General features: G+C 65.5%; 9 protein-coding genes. All 9 read left to right on the top strand.

Annotated elements, in window-relative coordinates; all coding sequences use genetic code 11:
* Window positions 1-26: 26 nt before the first annotated feature.
* Window positions 27-1,505 carry an aldehyde dehydrogenase gene (locus BBTA_RS22610; protein WP_012044831.1) on the top strand — a complete coding sequence of 493 codons (1,479 nt, stop codon included), beginning with the start codon at window positions 27-29 and terminating at the stop codon, window positions 1,503-1,505.
* 32 nt (window positions 1,506-1,537) lie between these two features.
* On the top strand, window positions 1,538-2,674 hold the full coding sequence (locus BBTA_RS22605; RefSeq protein ID WP_012044830.1) for a CaiB/BaiF CoA-transferase family protein: 1,137 nt from the start codon (window positions 1,538-1,540) through the stop codon (window positions 2,672-2,674).
* A gap of 189 nt (window positions 2,675-2,863) precedes the next feature.
* Window positions 2,864-3,859, top strand: coding sequence for a LysR substrate-binding domain-containing protein (locus tag BBTA_RS22600; protein ID WP_012044829.1), 996 nt, complete (start codon window positions 2,864-2,866; stop codon window positions 3,857-3,859).
* Between the two features lie 267 nt (window positions 3,860-4,126).
* The gene (locus BBTA_RS22595; protein ID WP_012044828.1) at window positions 4,127-5,377 is read left to right on the top strand and encodes an ABC transporter substrate-binding protein; all 1,251 of its coding nucleotides are present in this window, start codon (window positions 4,127-4,129) and stop codon (window positions 5,375-5,377) included.
* A 122-nt stretch (window positions 5,378-5,499) separates the two neighbouring features.
* Window positions 5,500-6,324: an AraC family transcriptional regulator gene (locus BBTA_RS22590; RefSeq protein WP_012044827.1), complete on the top strand. Its 825-nt coding sequence runs from the start codon at window positions 5,500-5,502 to the stop codon at window positions 6,322-6,324.
* Between the two features lie 199 nt (window positions 6,325-6,523).
* The gene (locus BBTA_RS22585; RefSeq protein ID WP_012044826.1) at window positions 6,524-7,534 is read left to right on the top strand and encodes a branched-chain amino acid ABC transporter permease; all 1,011 of its coding nucleotides are present in this window, start codon (window positions 6,524-6,526) and stop codon (window positions 7,532-7,534) included.
* Between the two features lies 1 nt (window position 7,535).
* The gene (locus tag BBTA_RS22580) at window positions 7,536-8,621 is read left to right on the top strand and encodes a branched-chain amino acid ABC transporter permease (protein WP_041750828.1); all 1,086 of its coding nucleotides are present in this window, start codon (window positions 7,536-7,538) and stop codon (window positions 8,619-8,621) included.
* Window positions 8,614-9,396: an ABC transporter ATP-binding protein gene (locus BBTA_RS22575; RefSeq protein ID WP_012044824.1), complete on the top strand. Its 783-nt coding sequence runs from the start codon at window positions 8,614-8,616 to the stop codon at window positions 9,394-9,396. The genes BBTA_RS22580 and BBTA_RS22575 overlap by 8 nt, the downstream gene beginning before the upstream one ends.
* Complete coding sequence (locus BBTA_RS22570; protein WP_012044823.1) at window positions 9,389-11,608, top strand: ABC transporter permease; 2,220 nt, start codon at window positions 9,389-9,391, stop codon at window positions 11,606-11,608. The genes BBTA_RS22575 and BBTA_RS22570 overlap by 8 nt, the downstream gene beginning before the upstream one ends.
* Window positions 11,609-11,612: the final 4 nt, after the last annotated feature.

Raw genomic sequence — 11,612 nt, 5'->3', positions numbered from 1 at the left:
AGGTTTGCATGAGCAGGATCGAGCCGATGCGGCGCTATCAATGTTTCATCGGCGGCCAATGGCGGCAGCCGGCCTCCGGCGACTATTTCGAAAGCTTCGATCCATTCCTCGCCCAGCCCTGGGCCTTGATCCCGAGATGCGATGCCCGTGATGTCGATGCCGCCGTCGCGGCGGCGCGGCAGGCGCTGGAGCAGGGTGAGTGGGCCAACATGCATCCGTCGCAGCGCGGGCAATTGCTGCGCCGGTTCGGTGATCTCATCGCGCGCGATGCCGACCATCTGGCCCGCATCGAGGTGCAGGACAACGGCAAGCTCTATGCGGAGATGCGCGGCCAGGTCGGCTACATCCCGCAATGGTTCCACTATTTCGGCGGGCTCGCCGACAAGGTCGAGGGCGCGGTGGTCCCGATCGACAAGCCCGACATGTTCACCTACACGCGCCACGAGCCGGTCGGCGTGGTCGCCGCGATCACGCCGTGGAATTCGCCGCTGCTGCTCGCGACCTGGAAACTCGCGCCGGCCTTGGCAGCCGGCTGCACCATCGTGATCAAGCCGTCCGAATTTACCTCGGCGTCGACGATCGAGCTGATGCGGCTGGTGGAGGAAGCCGGCTTTCCGCCCGGCGTGCTCAACGTCGTCACCGGGTTCGGGGCTGACGTCGGCGAGCCGCTGACCAGCCACAAGGGCGTCGACAAGATCGCCTTTACCGGCGGAGAGAATTCCGGCCGCCACGTGTTGCGCAATGCCGCCCAGACCTTCAAGCGGACTACGCTGGAGCTTGGCGGTAAATCGGCGCAGCTCGTATTCCCCGACGCGGATCTCGATAATGCGGTCAAGGGCGTGGTGTCCGGCATCTTCGCTGCCACAGGGCAGACCTGCATCGCAGGCTCGCGCCTGCTGGTGCATGAGAGCATCCACGATGCGTTCCTGGACAAGTTCGTCGCGTTGGCGCGGACGGCGCGCATGGGCGATCCGATGAACATGGATACGCAAGTCGGGCCGGTGACCACGCAGCCGCAATATCGGCGCGTGCTATCCTGCATCGCGATGGCGCGCGAAGAGGGCGCCGAATGTGTGATGGGCGGCAAGCCGGCGGACCGTCCGGAATGCGGCCAGGGCTGGTTCGTCGAGCCGACCGTGTTCGCCGGTGTCAACAATGCGATGCGGATCGCGCAAGAGGAGGTGTTCGGGCCGGTGCTGTCGGTCATCAAGTTCCGTGAGGATGACGAGGCCTATGCTGTTGCCAACGACACCGCCTACGGCCTTGCCGCCGGCGTCTGGACCAACGACCAGCGCCGGGCCTTCACCGCCGCCCGGCGGCTGCGCGCCGGCACGGTCTGGACCAACACCTATCGTGCGGTCAGCTACATGGCGCCGTTCGGCGGCTTCAAGGCGTCCGGGATCGGACGGGAAAGCGGTCAGGACGCGATCATGGAATATCTGGAAACGAAATGCGTCTGGATGTCTTATGGCAAGGACGTGCCGAACCCGTTCGTGATGCGGTAAGCGCGTGCCGCTGCCGGAAGCGATGAGGACCCATGGCTGCCGATTTCGAGGGACTTCTGGTTGTTTCGATCGAGCAGGCGGTCGCGGCGGCCTATGCCTCCTGCAAGCTGGCCGATGCGGGCGCGCGCGTCATCAAGATCGAGCGCCCCGAGGGCGACTTCTCCCGGGAGTACGATCATTTCGTTCATGGCGAGAGCGCCTATTTCGTCTGGCTCAATCGCGGCAAGGAATCGATCTGCCTCAACCTCGCGGATGACGCCGACAAGGCGGTGCTGGCAGCGATGCTGGCGCAGGCTGACGTGTTCATCCAGAACCTCGCGCCGGGCGCCATCGACCGGCTCGGCTTCTCGATGCAGGCGTTGCGGGCCCGGCACGAGCGGCTGATCACTTGCGCCATCTCCGGCTATGGCGACGAGGGGCCGCTGCGCGACGCCAAGGCCTATGATCTCCTGGTGCAAGGCGAGTGCGGCCTCGCCAACATCACCGGCAACGAATATGGCGCGGCGCGGGTCGGCGTCTCCGTCTGCGACATCAACGCCGGCATGACCGCGACGCAGGCGATCTTCCAGGCGCTCTATGCGCGCGAGCGCACCGGGAGAGGGCGGCACATCGCGGTCTCGCTCTTCCATGCCATGGCCGACTGGATGAACGTGCCGTATCTGCAATATGCCTATGGCGGCGTGCCGATCGGCCGGGTCGGGTTGCATCATCCGACGATCGCGCCCTATGGCAGCTACGCCTGTGGCGGTGGCCGTTCGATCCTGATCGCCATCCAGAATGAGCGGGAATGGGTCATTCTCTGTCGCGACGTACTGAAGCGCCCCGGCCTCGCCAGCGACCCGCGCTTCGTCAACAATGGCGAGCGGGTCAAGAACCGCGCGGCCCTCGATGCCGAGATCGGGCCGATCCTGCTCAGCATGGACCTCGATCGCGCGATCGAGCTGCTCAGCGCCGCACGGCTCGCTTTCGGGCGCGTCTCGACCCTGGCCGATTTCGCCGAGCATCCGCAGAACCGCTACATCGAGATCGACACGCCGACAGGGCCGGTCGTGATGATGGCCCCGGGGGCGGTGGTCGATGGTCAAGTGCCCGCGTTCGGGCCGATCCCGGCGCTCGGGGCGCATGGCAAGCGGCTGCGCCGCGAATTCGCGCCCAAGCCGCAGGAGTGACGCGGACCCCTCGGGTGGCCGGGGGGAGCGGCCAGCTTGACGGCAAAGCGGTATGGCTGCCGCGCCGAGCGTGCGCAGCCCCTGTGCTTGACAGCCTCATGATGCCGTTGATCTATAGCGCCCGTCGATCGGCTGCGCGTTTGCCATACAGAAAAGATATGGCCTGCATAGAAGAATGTTGGGGCGGAAATGGATCTGCGGCAGCTTCGCTATTTCATTGCGATCGTCGAGCAGGGGTCCTTTTCCAAGGCAGCCGAGACCCTCAACGTGGCCCAGCCCGCGCTCAGCCTGCATGTGCGCAACATGGAGGCCGAGCTGGGCTCGGCGCTGTTATTTCGCAGTCCCCAGGGCGTGGTGGCGACCGAGGCCGGTGAGATCCTGATCCGCCACGCGCGCATCGTCATCGACCAGCTGTCGATCGCGCGTCACGAGATCAAGGGGCAGGAGGCCGAGCCGTCCGGCGAGGTGCGGCTCGGGCTGCCCGGCACCATCAGCCAGATCCTGTCGGTGCCGCTGATCCTCGAGGTGCGCAAGCGCTTTCCGAAAATCAAGCTGTGCATTGCGGAGGCGATGAGCGGCTTCGTCACCGAATGGATCCGGGAGGGACGCATCGATCTCGCCGTGCTCTATATGCCGGTCAGCGACAATGCGCTGAACTCATCGGAGGTGATCAGCGAGGAACTGTGGCTGCTCGGACCCATGAAACCGCCGTCCGGCGTCAAGCCGCCCGCCTCGGGCGCCGTGGCCTACGCCAAGGTGACGCAGCTGCCGCTGATCCTGCCGAGCGCCGACCACGGCCTGCGCATGCTGCTGGAGCGCGAGGCCTCCGCGCGCGGCCTGTCGCTCGATCCCGTGATCGAGGTCGACTCCTACGCCAACATCAAGGGGCTGGTCGAGGAGGGCATCGGCTATTCGGTTCTGCCCTATAATTCGATAGCGCGTGACGTGCAGAGCGAACGGCTTCTGGCCTGGCCGATCACCCAGCCCGAAATCAAACGGTCCGTTCATCTGGCCCATCCGGTGGACCGGCCGCTCAGCCATGCCGTGTCGAGCGTCCATGCGCTGTGTCGCACGACGCTGCTCAACCTCGTCGTGAAAGGCAAGTGGAACGGTGCGCGCGCCGCGGCGGATGCGTCGGCTGCGGACGGCACGGCCTGCCGTCCGACCGCGAAGAAGCGGTCTTGAACCTCCGATCTTGAAGCTTCGCGTCCTCGACGCGCGGTGGAGCGTCAGCTTCCGTCGCATCGATTGCGTCGCACCATGGAAAATGAGACTCCCCGTCAAGATGACGAGGAGGACCACGCACGCCTCTCTCGCCCCATCGGATAGCGTTCCCCGCAGATCGTGGGTCGCCGGCATGTCGAGCATGTGCCGGCGAAGTCCACGACGAGGCCAGCAACGACTGGCCGGCACGTTCCAAGTGCTTCGGCGATTTGCAAAGGGAGGAGTTCGATGGTCATGCGAAGTGTGGGGTTCGCTGCGCTCACGGCATTGCTGCTGTCAGGCACGGCCTCTGCCCAGGAGAAGATCAGGGTCGGGGTCACCGCCACCCTTGAGGGGACCTACACCGTGCTCGGCGAGGACGGGATGCGCGGTCACGTCACCGCCGTCAACGTGCTCGGCAAGAAGATCGGCGACAAGGAGCTCGAATTCGTCGTGGCTTCGACGGATGCCACGCCGGACTCCGCCGTCCGTGCGGTGCGCAAGCTGATCGAGCAGGACAAGGTGCAGATCCTGCTGTCGCCGCTGTCCGGCGACGAAGGTATCGCGGTCAAGAATTTCGCCAAGACGCACCCGGAGCTGACCTTCGTCAATGCCGCGTCAGGTGCACAGGAGACGACCTATGTCGATCCGGCGCCGAACTTCTTCCGCTACAACATGGACGGTGCCCAGTGGCAGGTCGGTCTCGGCAAATACGCCTATGAGACCAAGGGCTACCGCAAGATCGCGACCGTCGGCGAGGATTACTCCTTCATCTATACCCAGGTGTTCGGGCTGGCGCTGGAGTTCTGCGGCCTCGGCGGCAAGATCACGAGCCGGCAATGGGTGCCGCTCGGCACCAAGGATTTCGCCTCCGTCATCGCGGCGCTTCCCGACGATGTCGACGCAATCTATCTCGGCCTCGGCGGCGCCGATGCGGTCAACTTCCTCAATCAGTATCAGCAGGCCGGTGGCAAGGCGCACCTGATGGGCGGCTCGATCATGATCGATCAGACCATCCTGTCGTCGAAGGGCAATGCCAAGAACGCGCTGATCGGGACCATCGCGGCGTCGGGCCAGGCCGACACCTGGGAAGACCCTCGCTGGCAGAAATTTGTCAAGGCCTATCAGGATTCATTCCCGCCGGAGAAGCGTTTCCCGAGTCCGTCCCTGCTTGCGACCAACTACTACGGATCGACCATGGCGCTGATCCTGGCGCTGCGGGAGGTAAATGGCGATCTGTCGAACAACCAGGCCAAGCTGAAAGAGGCGCTCGCGAAGATCGAGATCGACGCGCCGAACGGGAAGATCAAGCTCGACTCCAATCGCCAGGCGATCGGCACCAACTTCGTGACCGAGGTCGTCGACGACGGCAAGGGCGCGCTGTTCAGCAAGGTCGTGAAGGTGATTCCCGACGTCAACCAGACGCTGGGCTATGATCCCGCGACCTTCGCCAAGATCGGGCTGCCCAGCCGGACTGTTCCTGAATGTAAGAAATATTGACCTTTCCGGCCGGAGCGGCGCGGCTCGAGCTTGCTCGGGCCGCGTCGTCGCGTCGCTTGCTTTTGACGGAGCAATGATCGACGCTGAGCGATAAGCAAGAAACCAATGTCAGTGGGGGAGTGATGAGTAGGGCTCTCGCCGTCTTTCATGCTCGCTTTGGTCGCGCAACGGTTTATCAGCTCAATCGGCCGTTCAATGTGCATGCCCATCGTGAAGGGCATCTGATCTTCCACGTTGGCGGCACGCCGGCCGACATCGATGTCTGCGAGCAGCGCTATCAGATCGGTGAAGATTGGATCGTCGCGGTCAACCCCTGGGAACCGCATAATTTCCTGCCTAACGACGTCGACAATGGCGCGATCTTCTTTGTGCTCTATGTCAACGCCGACTGGTTTGCGCCCTCGGCCGCCCGCGAGCAGGGCCTCCGCTTCGGCCGAACCTGTTTTAGGCGCACGGCGGCGCTGGACCGCTGCATCCGCCGCACCGCAGCGTTGGTATGTGGCGCGCCATCGCTCGGCTGTCTCGACGGCGAGCTGCGACAGCTGATCGATAGCTGCTATGAGGAGAGCTGGCGGATCGTCGAACTGATGCCGGAGCGGCGCTGCGCCGAGGTGACTGATTTCCGTGTTCGCAAATGCATCAAGCTGATGTCCGACAGCCCCTGCGCGGAGATCGAGCTCGATGACATCGCGCGCGAGTCCGGACTGTCGCGGCCGCATTTCTATCGTCTGTTCCGTAGCCAGACCGGCGTGACCCCGAACCTCTATCTCAACACGCTGTTGATGGAGCGGGCGTTGGATGCGCTTGTGGCGACGGAGTCGCCGATCGCCGACATCGGCTTCGATCTCGGCTTTTCCTCGCAGAGCGGCTTCACGCGCTTCTTTGCCGGCAATGTCGGCATGGCGCCGACCGACTATCGCCGCGCTGCAAAAGTGCTGCGCGCCTGACGTGCTGCTGCGCATCGCGCGAAAAGAGACTGTCGATCAAATACCGACGCTGGTCCCCCGCTACACTGCGAGCAACGTGATCCGCCAAAGGATCCGACGAGGGAGGACGAGCGATGGCCGGTACACCCGGCGATCTCCGGCTGAACGCGCCTTGCCGCGCCGCTGACGGACCGGTCCGCCTGCGCGTGAGGGAGGACCGATGAGCCGCTTCATCGAGCGCCAGCCGATCTGGTCGCTGGTCATTCTTCTGGCCATCGCGCTTTTCACCTGGTTGATCTTCGCCGTCTGGCCGCCCGGGCTGGAGGATGCGATCGGCCGGAAGAAGGTGTTTCTCAGCGCGGTGTTCAACGGGATCACGCTGGGTGGACTGTACTTTCTCGTGGCGAGCGGCTTCACCCTGATCTTCGGCCTGATGCGCAACGTCAATCTCGCGCACGGCTCGCTCTATCTGTTCGGCGGATATGTCGGCTATGGCATCTCGGCTGCGACCGGCTCATGGATCCTCGCCTTCGTCGTCGCCTTCGTCGTGGTCGCCGCGATCGGAATTCTGCTTCAGTTCCTGGTGTTCCGCCGCATGGAGGGCCAGGACCTGCGCCAGACCATGGTGACCATCGGGCTGTCGATCGTGTTCGCCGATCTGATGCTGTGGGCGTTCGGCGGCGACTTCTACCAGATCCAGACGCCGGCATGGCTGATCGGACCGGTCCAGCTGCCGCTGATGACGGCCATGAAGTCATCGGGCGAGGCGGTGTTCCTGCAATATCCGCTGGTGCGCCTGGTGATCTTCTGCGGCTCGGTGGTGATCGGTGTCCTGATGTGGCTGGCGCTGAACCGCACGCGGGTCGGCATGATCGTGCGCGCCGGTGTCGACGACCGCGAGATCCTTGCCGCGACCGGTGTGCACATCCAGCTCGTTTTCGTCCTGGTGTTCGCGCTCGGCGCGGGGCTCGCTGGCATCGCCGGGGTGGTGGGCGGAACCTTCCAATCGATCTCGCCGGGGGAAGATACGCGCTTCCTGCTGGCGTCGCTCGTCGTCGTCATCGTCGGCGGCATGGGGTCGATTCCCGGTGCCGCGCTCGGCGCGCTGATCATCGGGCTCGCCGAGCAATTGGGGTCGGTCTACATCCCGACCTACGCGATCGTCGTCACCTTCCTGATCATGGTGCTGGTGCTGGCGCTGCGGCCCCAGGGCCTGTTGGCGAGGCGCTGAGATGTCGCTGATCCAGGAGGCGCGGGCGAGAGAGGGCATGCTGGCGCAACCGGGCACCGCGCCGCAGCCGGCCGCGTGGTCGGTCACCGAGCAGCCGTGGGCCTGGGCCGTAGCGGCGCTGCTACTGATCATGCCGCTCATCGCCAATGGCTTCTTCCTGATCGAGATCTTTGGCACGACGCTGATCCTCGGCACCATCGCGCTGAGCCTGATGTTCCTCGCCGGTTATGGCGGCATGGTCAGCCTGATGCAGCTCACGATCGCCGGCTTTGCCGGCTACATGGTTGCCGTGTTCGGTGTCAGCGGCAACGCCAATATCAGCCTGGGTTGGCCATGGTGGCTGGCGACGCCGACGGCGCTGGTCCTCGCGGTGCTGTTCGGCACGCTCGGCGGCGCGCTGGCGGTACGGACCGAGGGCATCTACACCATCATGATCACGCTCGCGATCGGCGCGGCGTTCTACTATTTCACCAACCAGAACTGGGCCATCTTCAACGGCCATACCGGCATCAACACGATCGCGACGCCGCATTTTATCGGCATCGACTGGCGCTCCGACATCGCCTTCTATTATTTGACGCTGGCGGTCGCGGTCGCCTGCTATGGCGTCGTGCTCTATCTGTCCCGCGCACCGTTCGGCCTGGCGCTGCAGGGCGTCCGCGACAATCCCAGGCGCATGGCCGCGCTCGGCTTCAACGTCAATGCGCATCGCATCGCGGCCTATGCTTTCGCCGCCCTGATCGCCGGCCTCGGCGGCGTGCTCCAGGTCTGGAATTACCGGCAGATCTCGCCAGGCTCTGTCGCCGTCGAGCGTTGCATCGACATTCTGATCGTTGCCGTGGTCGGCGGCGTCACCCGGCCGGTCGGCGCCTATATCGGCGCCTTCATCTTCGTCATGCTGCGCACCTTTGCGCTCGATTTCCTGGTCAAGGTCGGGCTTGACGGCAACCGCTTCCGGCTCTTGATCGGCCTCGGCTTCCTCGCGATCGTATTCTGGTCGTCGGACGGCGTGATCGGTCTCTATGAGCGCTGGCGCAAGCGCGGCCAGCACAGGGACACACGGCCGGGAGGTCACGGCCATGGATAGAGTGGCGGACCGGCTCTCGGCACTCGGCTCGACGGCGGCACTCGAACTGCGCGGCGTCACTCGCATGTTCGGCGCGCTGGCGGCGTTGACCGATATCACCATCACGGTTCGGCCAGGCGAGCGGCGCGCGGTGCTGGGCTCGAACGGCGCCGGCAAGACGACGCTGTTCAACTGCGTCACCGGCGATTTCCTGCCGACCTCGGGCACGATCCGCTTCTTCGGCGAGGACATCACGGCCTTTCCGCCCCATGAGCGGATCCGCCGCGGGCTGCGCCGGACCTACCAGATCTCCGCGCTGTTCCTCGGCCTGTCGGTGCGGGACAACGTCTATCTCGCCTGCCGCGGCGTGTCGCGTGCGCGCTTCTCGATGCTGCGCCCCCGCGCCAATGATGCGCTGATGCAGGCGACCGAGCGGCTGATCGAAGCCGTGCATCTCACGTCGGTTCGCGAGCGGTTCGTCTCCGAGCTCGCCCATGGCCAGCAACGGCAGCTCGAAATCGCGCTGGCGCTGGCCGGGGCGCCGCGCTTCATCCTGTTCGACGAGCCGGCCGCGGGCCTGTCGCCGACCGAGCGGCGCGAACTGGTGGAGATCCTGACCGCGCTGCCGGCGCATATCGGCTACATCATCATCGAGCACGACATGGACGTGGCGCTGCGCGTCGTCGAGAGCGTGACGATGATGCACAATGGCCGCATCTTCAAGGAGGGCGCGCCGCACGAGATCGAATCCGATCCGGAGGTGCAGGAGCTGTATCTCGGAGGCGGCCATGAATGATCGCAGCCGCTCCGTTCCCGCACTCGACGTCCGGGGACTCGATGTCTACTACGGCCATTCGCATGCGCTGCAGGGCGTCGACCTCCGCTTGGAAAGCGGCGTGTTCTCGCTGGTCGGCCGCAACGGCATGGGCAAGACGACGCTGTGCAAGGCCATCATGGGTCTGCTGCGCCCGTCCGGCGGATCGGTGCGGCTGCGCGGGGAGGACATCACCGGGCTCAATCCCGCCCGCATCGCGCGGCTCGGCGTCGGCTACGTGCCGCAGGGACGGCGTCTGTGGCGCTCGCTCAGCGTCGACGAGCATTTGCGGCTCGCGGCCGGGCTGCGCCGTGGCGCCTGGACCGTCGACCGCGTCTACGAGACCTTTCCGCGGCTGGCCGAGCGCCGCAACAATGGTGGTGGACAATTGTCGGGCGGCGAGCAGCAGATGCTGGCGATCTCGCGCGCGCTGCTGACCAATCCGCAGCTCCTGATCATGGACGAGCCGACCGAGGGGTTGGCGCCGGTCATCGTCACCCAGGTCGAGGAGATGCTGATCCGCCTCGGCCAGGACAGCGACATCGCGGTGCTCGTGATCGAGCAGAATATCGGCGTTGCCACGGCGGTCTCGCCGCGCGTCGCCATCATGGTCAACGGCCGCATCAACCGCATCATCGACTCCGCGCGGCTCGCCGCCGATCGCGAGCTGCAGCAGCGCCTGCTCGGCGTCGGCCAGCATGCCGGGGACGAGACCGACCTCGGCACGGAGCAGGTGAGGGGGGAGCCGGTTGCCGGCGTAGTCCCACCTGCAACGCCCAAGGCCGGGCCGGTCAAGATCTACCTCTCCAATCCCGTGCTGCCGACGCGGTGGTCGCAGCCGGTGCCGATCGCGCAAATCGAGGCCAAGGCGCGCACGGTCTCGACCAGTGTCACCCGGCTCGCCGAGGCGACGAGTTCGAGCGGGGAGCGCGCCGGGCCGATCACATCCGGGCCGCCGGCCGTGATCGTGGTCGGCACGCTCGACACCAAGGGCGACGAGCTGCGCTTCATCCGCGACATCATTGCCGGCCATGGCCTGCGCACCCGGCTGGTCGATGTCTCCACCAGCGGCAAGCAGGGAAGCTGCGACGTCTCGGCCCAGGAGATCGCGCTCAATCATCCCCGTGGCGGCTCCGCCGTGTTCGGCTCCGATCGCGGTGCCTCCGTCACCGCGATGGCCGACGCCTTTGCACGCTGGCTGCGTCGACAGGACAACGTCGCCGGCATCATTTCCGCGGGCGGCTCTGGCGGTACGTCGCTGGTCGCACCAGGGATGCGCGAGCTCGCCATTGGCGTGCCCAAGCTGATCATCTCGTCGGTGGCGTCGGGGGACGTCGGCGCCTATGTCGGCCCAGCCGATATCGCGATGATGTACTCGGTGACCGACGTGCAGGGGCTGAATTCGATCTCGCGTGCCGTGCTCAGCAACGGCGCCCATGCGCTGGCCGGCATGGTTATGGCGCGCCAGCAACAAGCCGCGACGGTCGACCGCGCCAAGCCTCAGATGCCCGCGATCGGTATCACGATGTTCGGCGTCACCACGCCCGCGGTGCAGAGAATCACGGCCGAGCTGGACGACGAATATGAGTGCCTCGTGTTCCACGCCACCGGCGTCGGCGGCCGCGCGATGGAGAAGCTGGTCGACTCCGGCATGCTCGCCGGCGTCATCGACCTCACCACGACCGAGGTCTGCGACCTCCTGATGGGTGGCGTGTTCCCGGCCACCGAAGACCGCCTCGGCGCCATCATTCGCACCCGCGTGCCCTATGTCGGCTCGGTCGGTGCACTCGACATGGTCAATTTCGGCGCGCCGGACACGATCCCCGAGCGCTACCGCGGCCGCAAGTTCCACGTCCACAATCCACAGGTCACCTTGATGCGCACGACGCCTGCGGAGAACACGCAGATGGGGCGCTGGATCGGCGAGCGGCTCAATCGCATGGATGGACCCGTCAGGTTCTTCCTGCCTGAGAAAGGCGTCTCGGCACTCGATGCCCAGGGGCAGCCGTTCTTCGACCGCGATGCGGATGAGGCGCTGTTCCGCAGCCTGGAGCAGACCGTGCGGCAGACCTCGAACCGGCGCCTGATCCGCGTGCCGCATCATATCAACGATCATGAGTTCGTCGCCACGATCGTCGGCGCCATCAGGCCGATGCTCGGGCGGCTGCCGGCGCGGCGCAGACAGGTGAGGTGATGGT

Source organism: Bradyrhizobium sp. BTAi1 (genome assembly GCF_000015165.1).
GTDB classification, from domain to species: Bacteria; Pseudomonadota; Alphaproteobacteria; order Rhizobiales; family Xanthobacteraceae; genus Bradyrhizobium; species Bradyrhizobium denitrificans.
This window is presented reverse-complemented; position numbering and strand designations above follow the sequence as displayed.

What these genes read in the sequence shown, in the direction of transcription:
- BBTA_RS22610 (WP_012044831.1), top strand. Translation starts at nt 27, where the DNA reads ATGCGGCGCTATCAATGTTTCATCGGCGGCCAATGGCGGCAGCCGGCC.
- BBTA_RS22605 (WP_012044830.1), top strand. Translation starts at nt 1,538, where the DNA reads ATGGCTGCCGATTTCGAGGGACTTCTGGTTGTTTCGATCGAGCAGGCG.
- BBTA_RS22600 (WP_012044829.1), top strand. Translation starts at nt 2,864, where the DNA reads ATGGATCTGCGGCAGCTTCGCTATTTCATTGCGATCGTCGAGCAGGGG.
- BBTA_RS22595 (WP_012044828.1), top strand. Translation starts at nt 4,127, where the DNA reads ATGGTCATGCGAAGTGTGGGGTTCGCTGCGCTCACGGCATTGCTGCTG.
- BBTA_RS22590 (WP_012044827.1), top strand. Translation starts at nt 5,500, where the DNA reads ATGAGTAGGGCTCTCGCCGTCTTTCATGCTCGCTTTGGTCGCGCAACG.
- BBTA_RS22585 (WP_012044826.1), top strand. Translation starts at nt 6,524, where the DNA reads ATGAGCCGCTTCATCGAGCGCCAGCCGATCTGGTCGCTGGTCATTCTT.
- BBTA_RS22580 (WP_041750828.1), top strand. Translation starts at nt 7,536, where the DNA reads ATGTCGCTGATCCAGGAGGCGCGGGCGAGAGAGGGCATGCTGGCGCAA.
- BBTA_RS22575 (WP_012044824.1), top strand. Translation starts at nt 8,614, where the DNA reads ATGGATAGAGTGGCGGACCGGCTCTCGGCACTCGGCTCGACGGCGGCA.
- BBTA_RS22570 (WP_012044823.1), top strand. Translation starts at nt 9,389, where the DNA reads ATGAATGATCGCAGCCGCTCCGTTCCCGCACTCGACGTCCGGGGACTC.